We start from the raw sequence: 22624 nt of genomic DNA, 5'->3' as shown, positions 1-22624 counted from the left end.
AAACCCGGCCAAAAGGCCGGGCGGTGAAACAGACGAGACCGGGAAACGCCATCAGGCGGTTTCGATCGGATCCTGACTTTTGATCAGATCATCCAGCTGCTTGAGCTGCGCCAAGAACGGCTCCAGCTTGTCCAGACGCAATGCGCACGGGCCGTCGCACTTGGCGTTTTCCGGATCCGGATGCGCCTCGAGGAACAGACCTGCCAGGCCCTGACTCATGCCGGCCTTGGCCAGCTCGGTGACTTGGGCGCGACGCCCGCCGGCGGAATCCGCACGACCACCCGGCATCTGCAGGGCATGGGTAACATCGAAGAACACCGGGTATTCGAAAGCCTTCATGATGCCGAAGCCGAGCATGTCGACCACCAGGTTGTTGTACCCGAAGGACGAGCCACGCTCGCAGAGGATCAACTGATCGTTACCGGCTTCGACACACTTGGCGAGAATATGTTTCATCTCCTGGGGAGCCAGAAACTGCGCCTTCTTGATGTTGATCACCGCGCCGGTCTTTGCCATGGCAACCACCAGGTCGGTCTGCCGGGACAGGAAGGCTGGCAGCTGAATGATGTCGCAGACATCGGCCACCGGTTGCGCCTGGTAGGGCTCGTGCACGTCGGTGATCACCGGCACGCCGAAGGTCTTCTTCACTTCTTCGAAGATCTTCATGCCCTCTTCAAGGCCGGGGCCGCGGAAGGACGTCACCGAGGAGCGGTTGGCCTTGTCGAAACTGGCCTTGAACACGTAGGGGATGCCGAGCTTGTCGGTAACCCGCACGTATTCCTCGCAGGCACGCATGGCCAGGTCACGGGACTCCAGCACGTTGATGCCGCCGAACAGCACGAATGGCTTATCGTTGGCGATGTCGATCTTGCCGACACGGACGGTTTTCTGTGCCATGGGTCAGGCCTTCTTGGCTTTAGCTTGATGGGCGAGCGCCGCGTTGACGAAACCGCTGAACAGCGGGTGGCCATCACGAGGCGTGGAAGTGAATTCCGGGTGAAACTGGCAGGCAACGAACCATGGATGGTCAGCGCTCTCCACCACTTCGACCAGGGCGCCGTCGCCAGAGCGACCGGTAACCTTGAGGCCCGCGTCGATGAGTTGTGGCAGCAGGTTATTGTTCACTTCGTAACGGTGACGGTGACGCTCGACGATCACGTCCTTGCCGTAGCAGGCATGTACCTGAGAGTTCGGCAACAGCTGGCAGTCCTGAGCGCCCAGGCGCATGGTGCCGCCCAGATCGGAAGCTTCGGTGCGCAGTTCGGTGGCGCCGGTGGCGTCCTGCCATTCGGTGATCAGGCCGACCACCGGGTGACCGCTGGCGATATCGAACTCAGTGGAGTTGGCATCGCTCCAGCCCAGCACGTTACGGGCGAACTCGATGACAGCCACCTGCATACCGAGGCAGATACCCAGATAGGGAATCTTGTTCTCGCGCGCATATTTGACGGTGGTGATCTTGCCTTCCACACCGCGCAAGCCGAAACCGCCCGGCACCAGAATGGCATCGACGCCCTGCAGCAGATCGGTGCCCTGGTTCTCGATGTCTTCGGAGTCGATGTAACGCAGGTTGACCTTGGTACGGTTCTGGATACCGGCGTGGCTCATCGCTTCGATCAGCGACTTGTAGGCATCCAGCAGCTCCATGTACTTACCGACCATGGCGATGGTGACTTCCTTTTCCGGGTTCAGCTTGGCGTCCACCACGCGGTCCCACTCGGAAAGGTCGGCACCGCGGCAATCCAGGCCGAAACGCTCGACGACGAAGTCGTCCAGGCCCTGAGCATGCAGCACGCCTGGAATCTTGTAGATGGTGTCGACGTCTTCCAGGCTGATCACCGCGCGCTCTTCGACGTTGGTGAACAGGGCGATCTTGCGACGCGACGATACGTCGATCGGATGATCGGAGCGGCACACCAGCACGTCAGGCTGCAGGCCGATGGAGCGCAGCTCCTTGACCGAGTGCTGGGTCGGCTTGGTCTTGGTCTCGCCGGCGGTGGCGATGTAGGGCACCAGGGTAAGGTGCATCAGCATGGCGCGCTTGGCGCCCACTTCCACGCGCAGCTGGCGGATCGCCTCTAGGAACGGCTGGGATTCGATGTCACCGACCGTACCACCGATCTCGACCATGGCGACATCAGCATCACCAGCACCCTTGATGATGCGGCGCTTGATCTCGTCGGTGATGTGCGGAATGACCTGGATGGTCGCACCCAGGTAGTCACCACGGCGCTCCTTGCGCAGTACGTCTTCGTAAACGCGGCCGGTGGTGAAGTTGTTGCTCTTGGTCATGGTGGTGCGGATGAAACGCTCGTAGTGACCCAGGTCCAGGTCGGTCTCGGCGCCATCGTGGGTGACGAACACCTCACCATGCTGGAACGGGCTCATGGTGCCCGGATCGACGTTGATGTACGGATCCAGTTTGAGCATCGTGACCTTCAGGCCCCGCGCCTCCAGGATTGCCGCCAAGGATGCCGAGGCGATGCCTTTCCCCAATGAAGAAACAACACCACCCGTGACGAAAATGAAGCGCGTCATGAAAAACCCTAAGAAGTCAGCAGTGGCGGTCGTGCCGCCGGGGAGCAGAGAAGGCCTTGGTTCACCTTAGCAAACATGGCGAACCATGCCGGCAAATAGCAAACATCCACCGCTTCCGGAAGAAGCAGCGAATACCTGAATAGAGACGGGAGCGTAGTCTACCGGAAAGGTCCTGAGGGGGGAAGAACGGCAAGCTGGTACGGCTCGAAAACGGCTACCGGTGTAACTTCCGAGCCGGGGATAACTTTCAACAAATCAGCGAGTTAGCGCCGAGCAAAAACTACGACCGGCGTTACCACGCCCTAACAGGCGTCACCACCGATGAGAATTGCCAGCGCAGTTCTGCGCCAGAAGGATCCAGCCGCAAATTGGCCACCGCGACGACCTGGCCATCACGCCTCAACAGCGGCAGCCGCGGGCGGATGAACTCAGGCACGCCAGCTTCCTGAAGCAACTTTTTCAGATCACGCCGGCCACGCCCTGGAAGGTCGAGCACCTCCCCGCCCTGCCGATAAGCGATGCTCAGCCGCCCATCGGGAACTGGCCCGGCAAAGGCAACGATGCCGTTGCCGGGCAGCTCGAGCGGGCGTTCACCATTAGGCCAAGGTTGCTCCTGGCTCACCCATGGCGCGCCCCATGCTTCGCCAAGCCACAGCAGCTGATCGCCATGGCGGCGCAGCTCGCCGCTTTCCAGCCGCCACACGGGCGACGCATCGGCGGCAGCATCACGCAGATCCGCCCAGCCCTGCCAATGCCGGCTGTCCGGCATACGTGTTTCATTGTCCAGCCAGTGCCTGAGCAGGTTGCGCTGCCGCGCCTCGGTGAGCTGGCGCAGCGCCGACAGATCCACACAGGGAGTACCCAGCCAGGAAATCTCCAGCTGCCCGCGACAGCGCTCAAGATCGATTTCCGCCAGATCCCGCAGCAACCCGTGAGCCTCAGCCTGATGCGCCGCGGCGCGGGCCAGTACCGCCGGTGCACCGGGCCAATGACCGGCCAGCTGCGGCAGGATGTCTCGACGCAGAAAGTTGCGGGCGAAACCGCTGTCGTCGTTCGAGGGGTCTTCCACCCACTGCAGCCCATGACGAGCGGCGTAGGCTTCCAGCGTCTTGCGAGGCACCTCCAGCAGCGGTCTGACCGCATGCCCCGCACCCAATGAACGACTCTGCGCCATCGCCGCCAGCCCGCGCACACCGGCGCCACGCAGCAGCCGATAAAGCAGGGTTTCCGCCTGGTCATCCTGATGCTGGGCCAGCAAAAGCACTTCGTCCGCCGCCATCAAATCGGAAAACGCTGCGTAGCGCGCCTCACGCGCCGCACGCTCCAGGCTCGCTCCAGGCGCTACCTGCACAGTCACGATATCCAGGGGAACACCCAGCTCATCGCAAATTCGCTGACAGTGAGCAGGCCATTGCTCGGCCACCGCCTGCAACCCATGATGGATGTGAACGGCGCGAATGGGCGGCAGCTCGCGGCGCTGCGCCGACGTGGCGAGAATATGTAGCAGAGCGGTGGAATCGAGGCCGCCGGAAAAGGCTACCCGCCAGCACGGCGCATCACGCCAGGCCGCAAGGCGTGCAAGCACTGCGGATTCGAGAGACATTGGACAGATCAGTGGAGCAACCCCGCAAGCATGGCGGCCATCGAGGCGATTGGCCTGCTTGCGGAGTGAAGCGGCATCAGGCGATACCGTAGCTCATCAGGCGCTCGTAGCGACGGGCCAGCAGCGCGTCGGTGTCGAGCTTGCGAAGGTCCTCGAGCTGAGCGGCCAGCGTCTGACGGATCGATTCGGCGGCAGCGGCCGGATCACGGTGTGCACCACCCAGCGGCTCGGCAATCACCTTGTCGACGATACCCAGGCCTTTCAGGCGCTCGGCGGTAATGCCCATGGCTTCGGCAGCATCCGGCGCTTTCTCGGCGGTCTTCCACAGAATCGAAGCGCAGCCTTCCGGCGAGATCACCGCATAGGTCGAGTATTCGAGCATGTTGAGGTTGTCGCACACGCCAATGGCCAGTGCACCGCCGGAACCACCCTCACCAATCACGGTGGAGATAATCGGCGTTTTCAGGCGCGCCATGACACGCAGGTTCCAGGCGATCGCCTCGCTCTGGCCACGCTCCTCGGCATCGATACCCGGGTAGGCGCCCGGGGTGTCGATGAAGGTCAGGATCGGCATCTTGAAGCGCTCGGCCATTTCCATCAGGCGACAGGCCTTGCGGTAGCCTTCCGGGCGGGGCATGCCGAAATTGCGACGCACCTTCTCACGTACCTCACGCCCCTTCTGATGGCCGATGACCATCGCCGGCTGGCCATTCAGACGGGCAACGCCACCCACGATGGCGGCGTCGTCGGAGAAGTGGCGGTCGCCATGCAACTCGTCGAACTCGGTGAAGATGTGTTGCAGGTAGTCCAGGGTGTACGGACGCTGCGGGTGGCGCGCGAGGCGAGCGATCTGCCAGCTGGTCAGATTACTGAAGATGCTCTCGGTGAGCGTGCTGCTCTTGTCCTGCAGGCGGGCAATTTCGTCGCCGATGTTCAGGGAGTTGTCGTTACCGACCAGACGAAGCTCTTCGATCTTGGCTTGCAGGTCGGCAATCGGCTGTTCGAAATCGAGATAATTCGGGTTCATAGGCATCCGTCATGCGTCGACGGCCAAAAGGGCCGGGGAGCGTGTATCCAATTGGCGCCTACCTTATAGGAACAGGCGCCTTCAGGTCGACACCTGCAGTGCACTTCCGGCGAAAATGCCGGCAAATGCGCCAGGCATTCGCACGGCGGCAAATCATAAGATTTGCGCACACCAGGGGCAAACATGCAGTGTCAGGGCTGAAAAGACGTGGCCTGAGCCCTACCTTTTCAGCGCCGCCATATCAGCGGTATTGCAGGAAGACGTTGTCTCGCCCGAACTGGTCACGTAACGCTTGAATCAAGCTGTCGGCCGGGTCGATTCGCCACTCTTCGCCAAACTGCAGCAGGGCTTTGGCATCGGCACCGGTGTAATCCAGGGTGATCGGACAAGCCCCGCGATGGCGTTGGCAAAGCTCGCCCAGCCAGCGCAGCCGGTCGCCCTTGAGCGCCGCGGCCTGCACCTTGACCCGCAGGCTTTCGGCCAGGCCGGTGCGCGCTTCTTCCAGGCTCATCACCCGTTTGGCGCGCAGACGCATGCCACCGGAGAAGTCGTCGTTACTGACCTCACCCTCCACCACCACCAGGGCGTCACTCTGCAGCAGCGCCTGGTTGCTGGCGAAGGCATCGGCGAACAGCGAGGCCTCGATGCGCCCAGAACGGTCGTCCAGGGTGATGAAGCCCATTTTGTCGCCTTTCTTGTTCTTCATCACCCGCAGGTTGACGATCAGACCGGCGATGGTCTGGGTGTCGCGAGCCGGCTTGAGGTCGACGATGCGCTGGCGGGCGAACCGCCGCACTTCGCTTTCGTATTCGTCGATCGGGTGGCCGGTCAGATACAGACCCAGGGTGTCCTTCTCGCCCTTGAGGCGCTCCTTGAGGGACAGCTCGCGCGCCTTGCGGTGGTTGGCGTAGACATCCGCCTCGGGGCTGGCGAATACGCCTCCGAACAGGTCCATATGGCCACTGTCATGGCTGCGCGCAGTCTGCTCGGCGGCCTGCACGGCTTCTTCCATCGCCGCCAGCAGCACGGCGCGGTTGCGGTCGATATTAGCCTGGTAGGCTTTGATCTCGTCGTGGAAGTGCGGGCCCAGGCGATCCAGCGCGCCGCTGCGAATCAGCGCTTCCATGGTCCGTTTGTTGATGCGTTTGAGGTCGACGCGCGAGCAGAAGTCGAACAGGTTCTTGAACGGGCCGTCCTGACGCGCTTCGACGATGGCTTCCACCGGGCCTTCGCCCACGCCCTTGACTGCACCGAGGCCATAGAGGATGCGCTGGGTCTGGTTCGCGTCGTGGCTGACGGTGAACTTGAACTCCGAAGCGTTCACATCCGGCGGATCGATGCGCAGCTTCATGCTGCGGCATTCCTCGATGAGGATCACCACCTTGTCGGTGTTGTGCATATCCGCCGACAGCACCGCGGCCATGAATGGCGCCGGGTAATGCGCCTTCAGCCAGGCGGTTTGGTAGGACACCAAGCCGTAAGCGGCGGAGTGGGATTTGTTGAAGCCGTAGCCTGCGAACTTTTCCACCAGATCGAAGATGTTGCCCGCCAGATCGGCATCGATGCCGTTGTTGGCACAACCTTCGATGAAGCCGCCACGCTGCTTGGCCATTTCCTCGGGCTTCTTCTTGCCCATGGCGCGGCGCAACATGTCCGCCTGGCCCAGGGTATAACCGCCCATTACCTGGGCGATCTGCATGACCTGTTCCTGATAGAGGATGATCCCGTACGTCGGCTTGAGCACCGGTTCCAGGCCCGCGTACTGGTAATCAGGGTGCGGGTAGGATAGCTCGGCGCGGCCGTGCTTACGGTTGATGAAGTCGTCCACCATGCCGGACTGCAGCGGACCGGGGCGGAACAGCGCCACCAGTGCGATCATGTCCTCCAGGCAGTCGGGCTTGAGCTTCTTGATCAGCTCCTTCATGCCGCGCGATTCGAGCTGGAAGACTGCCGTGGTTTCGGCTTTCTGCAGCATCTGGTAAGTCGGCTTGTCATCGAGTGGAATGAAGTCGATGTTGACCAGATCCTCTTCGGCGACGCCGGCCGCGCGCTGGTCGCGGTGAATGGTTTCCAGTGCCCACTTGATGATGGTCAGGGTGCGCAGGCCGAGGAAGTCGAACTTCACCAGACCTGCCTGCTCAACGTCGTCCTTGTCGAACTGAGTCACCAGGCCGGCGCCCTCCTCGTCACAGGCGATCGGCGCGAAATCGGTCAGCTTGGTCGGCGCGATCACCACGCCCCCGGCGTGCTTGCCGGTACCACGCACGATGCCTTCGAGCTTGAGGGACATGTCCCAGATCTCGGCAGCCTCCTCGTCGACCTTGAGGAAGTCGCGCAGCGGCTCTTCCATTTCAAAGGCCTTTTCCAGCGTCATGCCGACTTCGAAGGGGATCATCTTCGACAGACGATCCGCCAAGCCGTAGGACTTGCCCTGTACCCGCGCCACGTCGCGCACTACCGCCTTGGCCGCCATGGAGCCGAAGGTGATGATCTGGCTCACCGCATTACGCCCGTACTTCTCGGCCACGTAATCGATGACCCGGTCACGACCGTCCATGCAGAAGTCGACGTCGAAGTCGGGCATGGAGACCCGCTCGGGGTTGAGGAAGCGCTCGAACAGCAGGTCGTAGGCCAGCGGATCGAGGTCGGTGATCTTCTGCACGTAGGCCACCAGCGAACCGGCACCTGAACCACGGCCCGGCCCCACTGGCACGCCGTTGCTCTTGGCCCACTGGATGAAGTCCATAACGATCAGGAAGTAACCGGGGAAGCCCATCTGGATGATGATATCCAGCTCGAAATTCAGCCGGTCGATGTACACCTGCTTCTTGGCGTCGTAATCCGGCGTGTCCTTGGGCAACAGGACCTCAAGGCGCTCCTCGAGGCCGTCGAACGAAACCTTGCGGAAATACTCGTCGATGGTCATGCCTTCCGGTACCGGGAAATCCGGCAGGAAGTATTTGCCCAGCTGCACGTCGATGTTGCAGCGCTTGGCGATCTCGACGGTGTTCTGCAGCGCGTCCGGCAGGTCGCTGAACAGCTCGGCCATTTCCTCTGGCGATTTCAGGTACTGCTGGTCGGAGTAGATCCGCGGGCGGCGCGGGTCGTCGAGGATGCGGCCTTCGCCGATGCACACGCGGGTCTCGTGGGCTTCGAAATCGCTCTGCTTGAGAAAGCGCACGTCGTTGGTGGCCACCAGCGGCGCGCCGGTCTTGTCGGCCAGGGCAACGGCGGCGTGCACGTGCTCTTCGTCGTTGACGCGACTGGTGCGCTGCACTTCGAGGTAAAAGCGCTCGGGGAACACCGCCAGCCACTCCTGCAGCAGCGCTTCGGCCTTGGCCAGCTCGCCATCGAGCAGCGCATGGCCGATCTCGCCCTCCTTGGCGCCGGACAGGGCGATCAGCCCTTCGCTGGCTTCCTTGACCCAGTCGCGCTGGATGATCACCAGGTCATTGCTCTGCCCCTCGCTCCAACCGCGCGAGATCAGTTCGGTCAGGTTGCGATAGCCCTTGGGGTTCATCGCCAAGAGAGTCATACGCGTCAGCGGGCCATCTTCGTAGGCGCTGGCCAGCCAGATGTCGGCACCGCAGATCGGCTTGATGCCGGCGCCCATGGCCGCTTTGTAGAACTTCACCAGCGAGCACATGTTGCTCATGTCGGTGACCGCCACGGCGGGCATGCCGCCGCCAGCCACGGCCTTGACCAGTGGCTTGACGCGAACCAGGCCATCGACAAGGGAGTATTCGGTGTGCAGGCGAAGATGAACGAAGGAAACAGCCATGAAGAAGCCCTGCAGGAAAAGCGACAAAACGCTGATTGTACCGTAACTGGAAGGATCGACAGCGGCCTGAGTACGCTCAGTTGCCGCTCGCGGCTTCCAGCAGGCGACGTACCGGCGCGAAGGAGCGCCGGTGGATGGGAGTCGGGCCCAAACGGGTGAGGGCCTCGAGATGAACGAGCGTCGGGTAGCCCTTGTGCAGTGCGATGCCGTAACCCGGGTAGAGTGCATCTAGCTCGCGCATTTCGCGATCGCGACTAACCTTGGCGAGGATCGAGGCCGCAGCGATGGCCGGCACTTGGGCATCGCCGCCGACCACCGGCGCACTGGGCACCGAGAGTTTCGGACAGCGGTTACCGTCGATCAGCGCCAGCTTCGGCGTTACACTCAGGCCCTCGACCGCGCGCTGCATGGCCAGCATGGTGGCATGCAGAATATTCAGGCGATCGATCTCTTCTACTTCCGCGCGGGCGATGCACCAGGCCAACGCCTTTTCACGGATCTCGTCGAACAGCTTTTCACGCCGCGCTTCGGTCAGCTTCTTGGAGTCGTTGAGCCCGAGAATCGGCCGTGCCGGGTCGAGGATCACCGCAGCGGTTACCACCGCACCACACAGCGGGCCACGGCCGACCTCGTCGACGCCAGCGACCAACTCCTCGACGGTAGCGAAATCCAGGCCCAGCTGCATCAGCCACGCCCCAGCAGACCGAGCACGGCAGCCGCGGCACGCTGGGAAGCGTCACGGCGCAGGGTGCGGTGAATGGCATCGAAACCTTCGGTCTGCACTTCACCGTCGACCAGCAGCGGTGAAACGGTCTGAGCCAGCGCTTCGGGCGTGGCGGCATCCTGAATCAGCTCGGGCACCAGCAGGCGCTGGGCGAGCAGATTGGGCAGCGAGATGTACGGGCTCTTCACCAGCCGCTTGAGAATGCGGAAGGTCATCGGCGCGACGCGGTAAGCCACCACCATCGGCCGCTTGTAGAGCAGCGCTTCGAGCGTAGCGGTTCCAGAGGCGATCAACACTGCATCGCAGGCTGCCAGCGCGTCGTGTGAGCGGCCGTCGAGCAAGTGCAGCGGCAGATCACGGCCGATCAGCATCTGCTCCAGCTGCTGGCGACGTTCGGCGCTGGCACAGGGCAACACGAAACGCACGCCCGGACGCAGCGCACGCAGGCGCTCGGCGGCATCGAGAAACAGACTACCCAGGCGCGCAACCTCGCCACCGCGGCTGCCGGGCAACAATGCGATGACCGGTAGGTCAAGGGGCAAGCCCAGCTGTTCACGGGCGGCGGCGCGATCAGCCTGTAGCGGAATCGCATCAGCCAGCGGATGGCCGACGAAGCAGACCGGCACCTGATGCGCCTCGTAGAACTGCGCCTCGAAGGGAAACAGGGTCAGCATCAGGTCGCAGGCATCGCGAATCTTCAACACGCGTTTCTGCCGCCACGCCCACACAGAGGGGCTGACGTAGTGCACGGTGCGAATGCCGGCCTGCCGCAACTTGAGCTCGACACCCAAGCTGAAATCCGGCGCATCGATGCCAATAAATACGTCGGGCTTACGCTCGATCAGGCTGGCGATCAGGCGGCGGCGGCGCGACAGCAATTCAGGCAGTCGGCCCAACACCTCGACCAGCCCCATGACCGCCAGGCGTTCCATCGGAAAATCACTGACCAGCCCCTCAGCCTGCATACGCGGTCCGCCAACACCGATGAACTCGACGTTCGGGTGCTGCGCCTTGAGCGCTTGCATGAGGCCGGAACCGAGAATGTCGCCCGATGCCTCGCCGGCGACCAGCGCGACACGCAATACCTCAGCCATGATTCAGCGGGTAATGCCGCGGCTGGAGGTCAGGATCGAATCACGGAAAACCGCCACTTCGGCAAACTGGGCAGCTACTTCTTCCAGCTCGACCAGCGCCTCTTCGATGGTGAAGCCCTGGCGATAGACGATCTTGTAGGCGCGGCGCAACGCCTGCATCGACTCCGCACTGAATCCACGACGGCGCAGGCCTTCGAAGTTCATGCTGCGCGCTTCGGCCGGGTTGCCGGATACCGTCACATAAGCCGGGACGTCCTTGCCGATCGCCGCCCCCATGCCGGCAAAGGCATGCGCGCCGATATGGCAGAACTGGTGCACCAGAGTGTAACCGGACAGGATAGCCCAGTCGCCGATGTGCACATGGCCGGCCAGAGCCACGTTGTTGACCAGAATGCAGTGATTGCCGACCACGCTGTCGTGACCGATATGGGCATAGGCCATGATCAGGTTGTGGTCACCGATGGTGGTTTCGTCACGATCCTGAATGGTGCCGCGATGCATGGTCACGCCTTCACGGATGATGTTGTGATCACCGATGACCAGGCGGGTAGGCTCGCCCTTGTACTTGCGATCCGGGGTGTCTTCACCGAGCGAGGCGAACTGGTAGATCTTGTTGTGCTTCCCGATCCGGGTAGGGCCCTTGATGATCACATTGGGACCCAGCACGCAGCCCTCGCCAATTTCTACGTCGGGCCCAATGATCGACCAAGGGCCGACGACGACGTCGTCGGCCAGCTTGGCGCTGGGATCGATGATGGCACGAGGGTCAATCAAACTCATAACTTGCGTTCCGCACAGATGATTTCGGCCGAGCACACTTCCTTGCCATCGACCGTGGCCTTGCATTCGAACTTCCAGATGCTGCGCTTGCTGCTGAGGAACTTGGCCTCGAGGATCAGCTGGTCACCGGGCACGACCGGTTGACGGAAGCGTAGCTTATCGGAGCCGACGAAGTAGTAGAGCGTGCCATCGGCTGGCTTCACATCCATCATCTTGAAGCCGAGGATACCGGCGGCCTGCGCCATGGCTTCGATGATGAGCACGCCTGGCATGATCGGGTGCTCGGGAAAGTGGCCGTTGAAGAATGGCTCGTTGACGCTGACATTCTTGTAGGCACGAACGCACTTGCCTTCCAGGTCCAGATCCGTGACCCGGTCCACCAGCAGGAACGGATAACGGTGCGGCAAGTACTCGCGAATTTCGTTGATTTCCATCATTTCCAGAGAAGCCCGTAATAAAGAGAAAGAGCCAGCCATTGGCTCAGGCATCAGATGAGGCATTCCCGCTCGAGGTCACGGCGGCCAGCTGTTTTTCCAACTGCTTCACACGCCGCGCCATGTCGTCCAGCTGGCGGATGCGCGCCACGCTTTTCTTCCACTCGGCTGCAGGTTGCATGGCGGTGCCCGAGGAATAGGCGCCGGGCTCGGTGATCGAGCGGGTGACCATGGTCATGCCGGTCACGAATACGCCGTCACACACGTCGATATGGCCGACCATGCCTACGCCGCCGGCGATCATACAGTTCTTGCCGATCGAGGTACTGCCGGAAATACCGACGCAGGCGGCCATCGCCGTGTTGTCGCCGACCTGCACGTTGTGCGCGATCATGATCTGGTTATCCAGCTTCACGCCGTTGCCGATACGCGTATCGGACAGCGCACCACGGTCGAGCGTGGTGTTGGCGCCGATTTCCACATCGTCGCCGATGCTGACGCCGCCGATCTGCGCAATCTTGCGCCACACGCCCTTCTCGTTGGCGAAGCCGAAGCCCTCGCCACCGATAACCGCACCGGACTGGATGACCACCCGCTTGCCGATATGCACGTCGTGATACAGGGTAACCCGCGGCGCCAACCAGCCACCCTCGCCAATCTGCGAACGCGCGCCGATCACGCAGTGGGCGCCAATGGTCACGCCGGCGGCGATCTTCGCGCCCGTTTCGATCACTGCGTAAGGACCGATCGCAGCAGTAGTATCGATCTGAGCGTCATCAGCCACCACGGCGGTGGGATGAACGCCAGGCTGCGCCTTGGGCTTGCGATCGAACAGATGGGAAAGCGAGGCGTAGGCCAAATAGGGATTGGCAACCACCAGCGCATTACCGCTGAAGCCTTCGGCATCCGCCGCGGTGAGTAACACAGCAGCGGCCTGGCAGCTGGCCAGATGCTTGCGGTACTGCGCATTCGACAGGAACGTCAGCTGAGACGGGCCGGCATCCTGCAAGGTTGCCAGCCCGTCGACTGTCTGATCAGCCACGCCACGCAAGGTGGCGCCCAGCTGCTCGGCCAACTGGCCGAGCGTGAATACCGGTGTGGACATCATCAACGCATCTGGTTCATGCGCTCGATCACCTGGCGGGTGATGTCGAATTGCGGTTTCACATCGATGACGGCGCCACGCTCGAGCACGAGGTCGAAGTTGCCATTCTTGATGACCTCTTCAACGGCCTTGTCCAGGTTAGGCTTGAGCTTCTTGAGCATGTCGCGATCAGCGACGGCCTTGGCTTCGTTCAGCTCCTTGGACTGGAACTGGAAGTCACGGGCCTTTTGCTTGAAGTCCAGCTCGAGTCGCTCGCGTTCGGCAGTCTGCATCTTCTCACCGTCTTTGACGATGCGGTCCTGAATGCGCTTGGCGTCGCTTTCCAGGGTCTTGAGCTTGTTCAGCTGCGGACCGAATTTCTTCTCGGCATCGACGGCGTAACGCTTGGCAGCGTCCGACTCGAGCAGAGCCATCTGGTAGTTGAGCACCGCGATCTTCATTTCCGCGAAGGCCGGGGTAGCCAGCATGGTGACGCTTAACAGAGCCAGTTTAATCAACTTACGCACGGTGCAACTCCTGCAGAAAACTGTCTTGATTCATGAGCAGACGCTTAGAACGTCTGACCGAGGGAGAACTGGAACACCTGGGTATCGGCATCATCCGGTTTCTTGATCGGCATGCCCAGGCTGAAGCTCAGCGGACCGAGTGCCGTGATCCAGGTGACGCCAACACCCACAGAGCTGGCCAGGTTGCCGAAATCGATGTCGCAGCTGTCGCCACGGCGCTTCTGACCAGCGCTGCAGTCTGTATCGAAGACGTTACCCACATCCCAGAACAGCGCAGTACGCAGCGAGCGCTGGTCCTTGACGAATGGCATCGGGAACAGCAATTCGGCACCACCCTGGATCAGTACGTTACCACCGAACGGCAACGGATCCTGATCCGGGTCACGCGCCGTGCCATTTTGACCAGTACTCGGTGTACTGCGCGGGCCCAGGCTGCTGTCCTTGAAGCCTCGCACAGAGTTGAAACCACCGGCGTAGTAGTTCTCGTAGAACGGCAGCTTGCTGGTGGAACCGAAGGCGCCGCCGTAACCCAGCTGCGTATGGAAGCGCATGGTGTAGGTATCGGTCAGCGGCTTGAAGATCTGGCCGCGGTAATCGATTTTGTAGAACGAAAGGTCGCTACCCGGCACCGTGGTTTCGAATACCAGGCTCTGCGAGTGGCCACGGTTGGCCAGCACGCCACGGTTGAGGGTCGACTCCGACCAGCCGGCAGACGCCTTGAAGTTGAGGTACTTGTCGCCTTCCTGGCGGGTGAAGTCGAAGATCTCGTCGACGGTATAGCGGCCGGTGTTGATCTCGTCCTGCTGTACGGTCAGCCCATATGTCAGGCGCGAGGTCTCGCTGATCGGGTAACCGATATTGATGCCGGCACCAAGGCTGTCGACCGAGTAGCTGGACACGTCCACATCGAGCTTGTCGTAGTCGGTGGTGCGGTAGAAGGCGTTGTAGCCCAGGCTCACGCCATCTTCGGTCCAGTACGGATCGGTATAGGAGAAGTTGTAGCGACTCTGGTATTCGCTGCGGGTCAGGCCAATGCTGACGCGGTTACCGCTACCCAGGAAGTTGTTCTGGGTAATCGAGCCGCCGAGGATTAGACCGGCGTTCTGGGCAAAGCCCACGCTGGCGGTGATCGAGCCCGATGCCTGCTCCTCGACGCTGTAGTTGACGTCGACCTGGTCATCGGTGCCCGGCACCTGAGGGGTCTCGACGTTGACTTCCTTAAAGAAGCCCAGACGCTCCAAACGCGTCTTCGACTGGTCGATCAGATAGGTCGAAGCCCAGCCGCCTTCCATCTGGCGCATTTCGCGACGCAGTACTTCGTCTTCGGTCTTGGTGTTACCGCGGAAGTTGATGCGATTGACGTAGGCACGCTTGCCCGGATCCACGACGAAAGTGATGGATACGGTGTTGTCATCGTTGTGCGGCTCTGGCACACCGTTGACGTTGGCGAAGGTGTAGCCCTCGTTGCCCAGGCGACGCGTGATCAGTTCGCTGGTGGAAGTCATCACCTTGCGGGAGAACACCTGACCTTCCTTGACCAGCAGCAACGCGCGTACTTCTTCTTCCGGCACCTTGAGGTCGCCGGACAGCTTCACGTCGCGAACGGTGTACTTTTCACCCTCGTCGACGTTGACGGTGATGTAGACGTGCTTCTTGTCCGGAGTGATGGATACCTGGGTAGAGGTGATATCCATGTTGATGTAGCCGCGGTCCAGATAATAGGAACGCAAACGCTCCAGGTCACCGGAGAGCTTCTCGCGGGCGTACTTGTCATCGTTCTTGAAGAAGGACAGCCAGTTGGTAGTTTTCAGCTCGAACAGATCCTGCAACTCTTCATCAGAGAAGACCTTGTTGCCGACCACGTTGATGTGCTGAATGGCCGCGACGCTGCCTTCGTTGATGTTGATCTTCAGCGCCACGCGATTGCGCGGCTGCGGAATCACTTCGGCGTCGATTTCGGCGGAATAACGGCCCTGGGCCACGTACTGACGTTGCAATTCGTTACGCACGCCTTCCAGAGTCGCGCGTTGGAAGATTTCACCTTCGTCGAGGCCGGACTGTTTCAAGCCCTTCATCAGGTCATCGGTGCTGATGGCCTTGTTGCCTTCGATCTCGATGCTGGAGATCGACGGACGCTCGACAACGGTAATGACCAGCACGTTGCCGTCGCGGCCGAGCTGGATGTCTTGGAAGAAACCGGTTTTGAATAGTTCGCGCGTCGCTTCGGTAAGCGTACGGTCGTCGGCCGACTCGCCAACGTTCAGAGGCAGTGCGCCAAACAGGCTGCCCGCGGAAACGCGCTGCAGGCCGTTAACGCGAATATCGGAGATGGTGAAGGACTCGGCGTGAACTTCGGCGATCATCAATGCGGAAAGAACCGCAGGTAGCAGCAGACGTTTCATGAAGTCCTTTCTTATTCCAACTAACGATAAGAAATCAGTCGTTCGAGACGAAAGATATATAATTCAGCTGAGCTCACAGGCGACCAAGGTCGTTGACCAGAGCCAACAGCATCACCCCGATCACCAGGCTGATACCAATCTGCATCCCCCAACCCTGCACCCGTTCCGAAAGCGGGCGGCCTCGCACCCACTCGACCAAGTAATAAAGCAGATGTCCGCCATCCAGAACCGGGATGGGCAGCAAATTGAGAACGCCCAGGCTGATGCTCAGGTACGCGAGGAAATTCAAAAAGTCCCCAAGGCCCGACTCGGCCGAAGCGCCCGCCACTTTAGCAATGGTTATCGGCCCACTCAAGTTTTTTACCGAGAGCTCACCGAAGAGCATTTTCTTCAGTGAATCGAGAGTCAGGAGGCTCATCGTCCAGGTGCGTGCACCCGCTTCACCGACCGCCTGCAGCGGGCCGTAGCTGACTTCACGGAGCATTTCAGGCGGCCACTGAGCCGCTGCCACGCCGGCGCCGAGGTAGCCAGTCGCCGCCTCGCCCTCGCCTTTCGCGGCCAAGGTGACGGGCACCTCCAAACGCTGCCCATCGCGCTCCAGCGCAATGGATACCGACTTGCCCGGCAGCCCGCGCACACGATCGACCAGATCCTGCCAGTCGCTCAGCGGCTGATCGTCGAGCGCCAGCAGGCGATCTCCAATGCGCAAGCCGGCGGCCTGGGCCGGCCCTTCAGGGTCGAACTCGGCGAGAACTGGCTCGAGGCTTGGCCGCCACGGGCGGATACCCAGCGAGGCAATCGGATCCGGCTCATTGGCGCCGCGCAGCCAGTTGTCCAGCTCGACGCGGTGCGGAGTATCGGCTCCACCATCAGGATGGCGGGTGGTGATCAGCAGCTCGCCGCTTTCGCCGAGGCGGCGTACCAACTGCAGGTTGACCGCCGACCAGCCGGTGACCGCCTTACCGTTGACCGAAACGATTTCCTCACCGGCCTGCAGGCCAGCGACCTGAGCCAGGCTGCCCGACTCCACGGCGCCAATGACCGGGCGCACCTGTTGGCTGCCAAGCATGGCCACCAGCCAGAAGAACACCAGGGCCAGGGCGAAGTTGGCAGCGGGCCCAGCGGCGACGATGGCGAAGCGCTGCTTGACGGTCTTGCGATTGAACGACTGCTCGGCCAACTTCGGCGGCACATCGCCTTCGCGCTCATCGAGCATCTTCACATAGCCACCCAGCGGGATGGCGGCGATCACGAATTCGGTGCCCTGACGGTCGTGCCAGCGCACCAGCGGCGTGCCGAAACCTACGGAGAAGCGCAGCACCTTGACGCCACAGCGGCGAGCAACCCAGAAATGACCGTATTCATGAAAGGTCACCAGCACCCCGAGGGCGATCAGGGTACCGACGATCATATAGAGTGCGCTCATGCCACCTCTCCACGACTCAACCATTGCCCGGCCAGCTCCCGCGCGCGGCGGTCAGCTTCAAGCACGGCATCGAGACAGTCCACCGCAACGCTAGGTTCTGCCTCGAGAACGCTGCCAATGATACGCGCGATATCGGTAAAGCGAATCCGCCGCTCGAGAAATGCCGCTACCGCCACTTCGTTCGCGGCATTGAGCATGGCCGGAGCGCTGCCGCCTGCTTCGGCGGCCTCGCGGGCCAGGCGCAGACAGGGGAAGCGAACATCATCCGGCGCCTGGAAGTCCAGACGCGCCACAGCGAGCAGATCCAGCGGCGCCACACCCGAGTCGATGCGTTGCGGCCAGGCCAGCGCATGGGCGATGGGCGTGCGCATGTCGGGATTACCCAGTTGAGCGAGCACCGAACCATCGACGTAATCAACCAACGAATGGATGACGCTCTGCGGGTGAATCAACACCTCGACCTGCTCCGGGCGCGCATCGAACAGCCAGCAGGCTTCGATCAGCTCCAGGCCCTTGTTCATCATGCTCGCCGAGTCGACGGAAATCTTGCGGCCCATCGACCAGTTTGGGTGAGCACAGGCCTGCTCGGGCGTTACCGCGTGCAGCGACTCGGGCGAGGCCTGACGAAACGGGCCACCAGAGGCGGTGAGCAGGATACGCCGCACGCCGACCGGCTGCAGACCACGGGCGTAATCCTGAGGCAGGCACTGGAAGATCGCGTTGTGCTCGCTGTCGATCGGCAGCAGCACGGCGCCACTCTGACGCACCGCGCGCATGAACAGCGCGCCAGACATCACCAGGGCTTCCTTGTTAGCGAGCAGTACCTTCTTGCCGGCTTCGACCGCAGCCAGTGTCGGCTTGAGCCCGGCCGCACCGACGATGGCAGCCATCACGGCATCCACCTCGGCATGGGCGGCAACCTCGCACAATCCGGCCTCGCCAGACAATACGCGAGTATCCAGCCCAGCCTGCTGCAGGCGAGCTTGCAGATCGGCTGCCGCTACGGCATCGGCTACAACGGCGAAACGCGGCCGGTGAATGACGCAAAGCGCCTCCAGCTCGGCCAGCCGCGTGAAAGCGGTCAGGGCAAAAGCCTGGTAACGCGACGGGTGGCGAGCGATAACATCGAGGGTGCTGAGACCGATTGAGCCGGTTGCACCAAGAACGGTGATCTGCTGAACCTGGCTCACAATGTGCCCCAGCCAGCCAGCCACAGCAGCAGGGCGAACACCGGCACCGCGGCGGTCAGGCTGTCGATGCGGTCGAGCACCCCACCATGCCCCGGCAGCAGATTGCTGCTGTCCTTGATGCCGGACTGACGCTTGAACATGCTCTCGGTCAGGTCACCAACCACGGAGATCAGCACCACCAAAGCAGCGGCCGGTAGCGCCTGCAGAAACTGAGTAAACGACCAATCACGAACAACGCCGACCACGATGGTCAGCAGCAGGCTGAGCAGCAGACCACCGATCAGGCCTTCCCAGCTCTTGCCGGGACTGACCTGCGGGGCCAGCTTGCGCTTGCCGAAGCGCTTGCCGGAGAAATAGGCGCCGATATCCGCCACCCAGACCAGCGCCATCACCGCCAAGATTAGCCAGTTGGCCAGCTGCCACTGCTTGATCACCACCAGCCCTTGCCATGCCGGCAGCAGAATCAGCAGGCCTATCGCCAGGCGCCCCGGCAGACCGCCCCAGTAGCGACTGCTATCCGGGTAGTTGAGCACCAGAAAGGTCGCGAACGCCCACCACAGCACACCGACGGCCAACAGCCAAGGCGCCAGCGCGGGGGCGGCGTAAACCAGATAAAGCAGCACCGCCACCAGGGCGGCATAGGCAACACGCAGCGGCTGGGCCTCGAAGCCCGCCAGACGGGCCCATTCCCAGGCACCAAGCACGACCACTACGGCGATGAACAGCGCGAATGCGCCACCTTCGAGCAGGAAGAAACCTGCCAGGGCGATCGGCAGCAGGATCAGCGCCGTAATGATTCGTTGCTTGAGCATCAGGCGCGGGCCTCGGCTTCGACTTGTTCACTGGTTTTGCCAAAACGCCGCTGGCGCTTGGCGAAATCCGCCAGCGCTGCGCGCATGGCGTCGTGCTTGAAGTCCGGCCACAGCAGGTCGGAGAAGTACAATTCACTGTAGGCCATCTGCCAGAGCAGGAAATTGCTGACCCGGTGTTCACCGCCCGTGCGAATGCACAGATCCGGCAGCGGCTGCTCACCAGTGGCCAGACAACCCTGCAACAGACGCGGGGTGATGTCCTCGGGTTGCAGATGACCGCCCTGCACTTCACGCGCCAGGCGTTGCGCGGCCTGGGCGATATCCCACTGACCGCCGTAGTTGGCGGCGATCTGCAGAATGAAGCGCTGCTCGCCCGGCGCACCGGCGGTCGCCGCTTCGGCTTCCCGCATGGCGGCCTGCAGCTCGGGATGGAAGCGCGAACGGTCGCCAATGATGCGCAGGCTGATGCGGTTCTCGTCGAGCTTGCGCGCCTCGCGACGCAGGGCACTGAGGAACAGCTCCATCAGCGCACCGACCTCATCGGCCGGGCGCTGCCAGTTCTCACTGGAGAAAGCGAACAGGGTCAGCACTTCCACGCCGGAATCGGCGCACACTTCGATGACCGCTCGCACCGCATCGACGCCGGCCTTATGCCCGGCGACGCCAGGCAACAGGCGTTTGCGCGCCCAGCGGTTATTACCATCCATAATGATCGCCACGTGCCGTGGAACGGCCATCACGGCACCGACTTTGGAATTGTCCATGGCGACTTCCTGGCCGTCAGACGGCCATCAGGTCCGCTTCTTTCTGCTTCACGGCGACGTCGATTTCGCCCACGAACTTGTCGGTCAGCTTCTGTACGTCGTCAGCAGCGCGACGCTCTTCGTCTTCGCTGATTTCCTTTTCCTTCACCAGATCCTTGAGCTGGCTCATGGCGTCACGACGGATGTTGCGCACGGCAACACGGGCGTCTTCGGCAGCATCACGGGCCTGCTTGGTGAAGCCGCGGCGGGTTTCTTCGGTCAACGCCGGCATGGTGACCAGCAGCAGCTCGCCCAGGTTGGTCGGGTTGAAGCCCAGACCGGAGCTCTGGATGGCCTTGTCGACTGCGCTCAGCATGCTGCGCTCGAAGGCCACGACCTGCAGGGTACGCGAGTCCTTGACGGTAACGCTGGCAACCTGGTTGAGCGGGGTGTCGGCGCCGTAGTACGGAACCATCACGCCACTGAGGATGCTGGGGTGAGCCTGACCGGTACGAATGCGGCTGAATGCATGAGCCAGCGATTCCAGGCTCTTCTGCATGCGCGCCTGGGCGTCCTTCTTGATTTCGTTGATCATTCTTTACCTTCCTCGACCAGAGTGCCTTCGGCGCCGCCCACCACGACATTGAGCAGGGCACCGGGCTTGTTCATGTTGAAAACGCGCAGCGGCATGTTGTGATCACGGCACAGGCAAATGGCCGTCAGATCCATCACACCCAGCTTGCGATCGAGCACCTCGTCATAGGTGAGGCGATCGAACTTCTCCGCATGCGGATCCTTGAATGGATCGGCAGTGTACACACCATCGACCTTGGTTGCCTTCAGCACCACATCGGCGTCGATCTCGATACCGCGCAAGCAGGCGGCCGAGTCGGTGGTGAAGAACGGGTTGCCAGTGCCAGCGGCGAAGATCACCACCTCACCGGTCTTCAGATGGCGCATGGCCTTGCGGCGATCATAATGATCGGTGACGCCAACCATGGAAATGGCCGACATGACCAGCGCAGGGATGTTCGAGCGCTCCAGGGCGTCACGCATGGCCAGGGCGTTCATCACCGTGGCCAGCATGCCCATGTGGTCACCGGTGACGCGGTCCATGCCGGCAGCGCTCAATGCAGCGCCACGGAACAGGTTGCCACCGCCGATCACTACACCCACTTGCACGCCGATGCCGACCAACTGACCGACTTCCAGCGCCATGCGATCGAGCACCTTGGGATCGATGCCGAAATCTTCGGAGCCCATCAGGGCCTCGCCGCTGAGTTTGAGCAGAATGCGCTTGTAGCGCGGTTGACGACCACTCACCTGCTGAGCCATTACCAATCTCTCCTGCGGCGTAAGAAAAACCTGCGAACCGAGTAGCTCGCATATCGAGCGCTTCGACAGCACTCACGACCGTGAGTGCCACAGGCACCAACCGTCGTTTCGAAAAAAATCCCCTTTGAAAAAGAGGCCGCGCGCGTGAGCGGGCAGCCTCTTCTGGGGCGCTACCTAAGCAGTTATCACTGCTTGCTGGCAGCAACCTGAGCAGCAACTTCGGCAGCGAAGTCGGTCTCGGCCTTCTCGATGCCCTCGCCCACTTCGTAACGAACGAAGGAAACGACTTCGGCACCGGCTTTCTTCACCAGGTCACCGACCTTGACTTCCGGATCCATGATGAAGGCTTGCTCGACCAGGCTGGCTTCAGCCAGGAACTTGGCGATACGACCCTTGACCATGTTCTCGACGATGTTTTCCGGCTTGCCGGCGATCTTCTCGGCGTTCAGCTGCAGGAAGATTTCCTTTTCCTTGGCAACCAGTTCCTCGGAAACCTGATCCGGGGAAACAACGGCCGGATTGGAAGCGGCGACGTGCATGGCAACGTGCTTGGCCAGCTCGTCGTTGCCGCCTTTCAGGACAACCAGAACGCCGATACGGTGGCCGTGCAGGTAGGCACCAACGGTGTCACCGGAAACAGCGGTCAGACGACGGATGTTGACGTTCTCGCCGCACTTGGCAACCAGGGCTTCACGAGCGGATTCGCGCGAGGCGATCAGCGGAGCGGCTTCGGTCAGGTTCTTCTCGAAGGCTTCGTCCAGGCTTTCCTTGACGAAAGCTTTGAAGTCGTCCTGCAGGGCCAGGAAGTCGGTCTGCGAGTTGACTTCGATGATCAGACCACGGTTGCCTTCGACGCGAACGGCGATGGAACCTTCAGCGGCGATGTTGCCAGCCTTCTTGGCCGCCTTGATGGCGCCCGAAGCGCGCATGTCATCAATGGCCTTCTCAATGTCGCCACCAGCGGCAACCAGGGCCTTTTTGCATTCCATCATGCCTTGGCCGGTACGCTCGCGCAGTTCCTTGACCAGTGCTGCAGTAATCTCTGCCATCTTGAAAATCCTCTTGGTAGGTCTTCAACCATCACCCGCATGGCGGGCGATCAAATCTGTGAGTGGCAAAAAGGG

At 61.7% G+C, this 22624-nt stretch carries 19 protein-coding genes; all 19 read right to left on the bottom strand.

Annotated features, from left to right (window positions below; all coding sequences use genetic code 11):
• Window positions 1-51: 51 nt before the first annotated feature.
• The 19 genes from kdsA to tsf all read right to left on the bottom strand — a co-directional run bounded on the left by kdsA (window position 52) and on the right by tsf (window position 22549).
• On the bottom strand, window positions 52-897 hold the full coding sequence (kdsA, locus tag PVA39_RS05990; RefSeq protein WP_013792499.1) for a 3-deoxy-8-phosphooctulonate synthase: 846 nt from the start codon (window positions 895-897) through the stop codon (window positions 52-54).
• A 3-nt stretch (window positions 898-900) separates the two neighbouring features.
• Window positions 901-2538: a CTP synthase gene (locus PVA39_RS05985; RefSeq protein ID WP_274123220.1), complete on the bottom strand. Its 1638-nt coding sequence runs from the start codon at window positions 2536-2538 to the stop codon at window positions 901-903.
• A gap of 292 nt (window positions 2539-2830) precedes the next feature.
• Window positions 2831-4141, bottom strand: coding sequence for a tRNA lysidine(34) synthetase TilS (gene tilS / locus PVA39_RS05980; RefSeq protein ID WP_274123218.1), 1311 nt, complete (start codon window positions 4139-4141; stop codon window positions 2831-2833).
• Between the two features lie 76 nt (window positions 4142-4217).
• On the bottom strand, window positions 4218-5168 hold the full coding sequence (locus PVA39_RS05975; protein ID WP_147174937.1) for an acetyl-CoA carboxylase carboxyltransferase subunit alpha: 951 nt from the start codon (window positions 5166-5168) through the stop codon (window positions 4218-4220).
• 241 nt (window positions 5169-5409) lie between these two features.
• A complete protein-coding gene (gene dnaE, locus PVA39_RS05970; RefSeq protein WP_274123215.1) occupies window positions 5410-8949 on the bottom strand; it encodes a DNA polymerase III subunit alpha in 3540 nt (1179 codons plus the stop codon).
• Window positions 8950-9025: 76 nt separating this feature from the next.
• Window positions 9026-9634, bottom strand: a complete 609-nt coding sequence (gene rnhB / locus PVA39_RS05965) for a ribonuclease HII (protein ID WP_147174935.1) — start codon at window positions 9632-9634, stop codon at window positions 9026-9028.
• Window positions 9634-10767: a lipid-A-disaccharide synthase gene (lpxB, locus tag PVA39_RS05960; RefSeq protein ID WP_274123213.1), complete on the bottom strand. Its 1134-nt coding sequence runs from the start codon at window positions 10765-10767 to the stop codon at window positions 9634-9636. Before lpxB ends, rnhB begins: the two co-directional genes overlap by 1 nt.
• 3 nt (window positions 10768-10770) lie before the next feature.
• Window positions 10771-11547: an acyl-ACP--UDP-N-acetylglucosamine O-acyltransferase gene (gene lpxA / locus PVA39_RS05955; RefSeq protein WP_070884107.1), complete on the bottom strand. Its 777-nt coding sequence runs from the start codon at window positions 11545-11547 to the stop codon at window positions 10771-10773.
• The gene (fabZ, locus tag PVA39_RS05950; protein WP_013792507.1) at window positions 11544-11984 is read right to left on the bottom strand and encodes a 3-hydroxyacyl-ACP dehydratase FabZ; all 441 of its coding nucleotides are present in this window, start codon (window positions 11982-11984) and stop codon (window positions 11544-11546) included. Before fabZ ends, lpxA begins: the two co-directional genes overlap by 4 nt.
• Window positions 11985-12027: 43 nt before the next feature.
• Window positions 12028-13089, bottom strand: coding sequence for a UDP-3-O-(3-hydroxymyristoyl)glucosamine N-acyltransferase (lpxD, locus tag PVA39_RS05945; RefSeq protein ID WP_274123211.1), 1062 nt, complete (start codon window positions 13087-13089; stop codon window positions 12028-12030).
• On the bottom strand, window positions 13089-13553 hold the full coding sequence (locus tag PVA39_RS05940; RefSeq protein ID WP_225609398.1) for an OmpH family outer membrane protein: 465 nt from the start codon (window positions 13551-13553) through the stop codon (window positions 13089-13091). Before PVA39_RS05940 ends, lpxD begins: the two co-directional genes overlap by 1 nt.
• Window positions 13554-13636: 83 nt before the next feature.
• Window positions 13637-15994: an outer membrane protein assembly factor BamA gene (gene bamA, locus PVA39_RS05935; RefSeq protein ID WP_093503870.1), complete on the bottom strand. Its 2358-nt coding sequence runs from the start codon at window positions 15992-15994 to the stop codon at window positions 13637-13639.
• 73 nt (window positions 15995-16067) lie between these two features.
• Window positions 16068-17420: an RIP metalloprotease RseP gene (gene rseP / locus PVA39_RS05930; protein ID WP_274123209.1), complete on the bottom strand. Its 1353-nt coding sequence runs from the start codon at window positions 17418-17420 to the stop codon at window positions 16068-16070.
• Window positions 17417-18610: a 1-deoxy-D-xylulose-5-phosphate reductoisomerase gene (gene ispC / locus PVA39_RS05925; RefSeq protein WP_274123208.1), complete on the bottom strand. Its 1194-nt coding sequence runs from the start codon at window positions 18608-18610 to the stop codon at window positions 17417-17419. Before ispC ends, rseP begins: the two co-directional genes overlap by 4 nt.
• Window positions 18607-19422 carry a phosphatidate cytidylyltransferase gene (locus PVA39_RS05920; protein WP_274123207.1) on the bottom strand — a complete coding sequence of 272 codons (816 nt, stop codon included), beginning with the start codon at window positions 19420-19422 and terminating at the stop codon, window positions 18607-18609. Before PVA39_RS05920 ends, ispC begins: the two co-directional genes overlap by 4 nt.
• Window positions 19422-20186, bottom strand: coding sequence for a polyprenyl diphosphate synthase (gene uppS / locus PVA39_RS05915; RefSeq protein WP_093503878.1), 765 nt, complete (start codon window positions 20184-20186; stop codon window positions 19422-19424). Before uppS ends, PVA39_RS05920 begins: the two co-directional genes overlap by 1 nt.
• Before the next feature lie 16 nt (window positions 20187-20202).
• Complete coding sequence (gene frr, locus PVA39_RS05910; protein WP_274123206.1) at window positions 20203-20760, bottom strand: ribosome recycling factor; 558 nt, start codon at window positions 20758-20760, stop codon at window positions 20203-20205.
• Complete coding sequence (gene pyrH / locus PVA39_RS05905; protein ID WP_013792516.1) at window positions 20757-21500, bottom strand: UMP kinase; 744 nt, start codon at window positions 21498-21500, stop codon at window positions 20757-20759. Before pyrH ends, frr begins: the two co-directional genes overlap by 4 nt.
• A 185-nt stretch (window positions 21501-21685) precedes the next feature.
• Complete coding sequence (gene tsf / locus PVA39_RS05900; RefSeq protein ID WP_027903504.1) at window positions 21686-22549, bottom strand: translation elongation factor Ts; 864 nt, start codon at window positions 22547-22549, stop codon at window positions 21686-21688.
• Between the last annotated feature and the right edge of the window lie 75 nt (window positions 22550-22624).

Origin of the sequence: Pseudomonas sp. CNPSo 3701, assembly GCF_028674975.1 — a bacterium.
GTDB classification, from domain to species: domain Bacteria; phylum Pseudomonadota; class Gammaproteobacteria; order Pseudomonadales; family Pseudomonadaceae; genus Aquipseudomonas; species Aquipseudomonas straminea.
Note: the sequence above shows the minus strand (reverse complement) of the source record. Positions and strands in the feature narration are given on the sequence as shown.

What these genes read in the sequence shown, in the direction of transcription:
- kdsA (WP_013792499.1), bottom strand. Translation starts at nt 897, where the DNA reads ATGGCACAGAAAACCGTCCGTGTCGGCAAGATCGACATCGCCAACGAT.
- PVA39_RS05985 (WP_274123220.1), bottom strand. Translation starts at nt 2,538, where the DNA reads ATGACGCGCTTCATTTTCGTCACGGGTGGTGTTGTTTCTTCATTGGGG.
- tilS (WP_274123218.1), bottom strand. Translation starts at nt 4,141, where the DNA reads ATGTCTCTCGAATCCGCAGTGCTTGCACGCCTTGCGGCCTGGCGTGAT.
- PVA39_RS05975 (WP_147174937.1), bottom strand. Translation starts at nt 5,168, where the DNA reads ATGAACCCGAATTATCTCGATTTCGAACAGCCGATTGCCGACCTGCAA.
- dnaE (WP_274123215.1), bottom strand. Translation starts at nt 8,949, where the DNA reads ATGGCTGTTTCCTTCGTTCATCTTCGCCTGCACACCGAATACTCCCTT.
- rnhB (WP_147174935.1), bottom strand. Translation starts at nt 9,634, where the DNA reads ATGCAGCTGGGCCTGGATTTCGCTACCGTCGAGGAGTTGGTCGCTGGC.
- lpxB (WP_274123213.1), bottom strand. Translation starts at nt 10,767, where the DNA reads ATGGCTGAGGTATTGCGTGTCGCGCTGGTCGCCGGCGAGGCATCGGGC.
- lpxA (WP_070884107.1), bottom strand. Translation starts at nt 11,547, where the DNA reads ATGAGTTTGATTGACCCTCGTGCCATCATCGATCCCAGCGCCAAGCTG.
- fabZ (WP_013792507.1), bottom strand. Translation starts at nt 11,984, where the DNA reads ATGATGGAAATCAACGAAATTCGCGAGTACTTGCCGCACCGTTATCCG.
- lpxD (WP_274123211.1), bottom strand. Translation starts at nt 13,089, where the DNA reads ATGATGTCCACACCGGTATTCACGCTCGGCCAGTTGGCCGAGCAGCTG.
- PVA39_RS05940 (WP_225609398.1), bottom strand. Translation starts at nt 13,553, where the DNA reads ATGCTGGCTACCCCGGCCTTCGCGGAAATGAAGATCGCGGTGCTCAAC.
- bamA (WP_093503870.1), bottom strand. Translation starts at nt 15,994, where the DNA reads ATGAAACGTCTGCTGCTACCTGCGGTTCTTTCCGCATTGATGATCGCC.
- rseP (WP_274123209.1), bottom strand. Translation starts at nt 17,420, where the DNA reads ATGAGCGCACTCTATATGATCGTCGGTACCCTGATCGCCCTCGGGGTG.
- PVA39_RS05920 (WP_274123207.1), bottom strand. Translation starts at nt 19,422, where the DNA reads ATGCTCAAGCAACGAATCATTACGGCGCTGATCCTGCTGCCGATCGCC.
- uppS (WP_093503878.1), bottom strand. Translation starts at nt 20,186, where the DNA reads ATGGACAATTCCAAAGTCGGTGCCGTGATGGCCGTTCCACGGCACGTG.
- frr (WP_274123206.1), bottom strand. Translation starts at nt 20,760, where the DNA reads ATGATCAACGAAATCAAGAAGGACGCCCAGGCGCGCATGCAGAAGAGC.
- pyrH (WP_013792516.1), bottom strand. Translation starts at nt 21,500, where the DNA reads ATGGCTCAGCAGGTGAGTGGTCGTCAACCGCGCTACAAGCGCATTCTG.
- tsf (WP_027903504.1), bottom strand. Translation starts at nt 22,549, where the DNA reads ATGGCAGAGATTACTGCAGCACTGGTCAAGGAACTGCGCGAGCGTACC.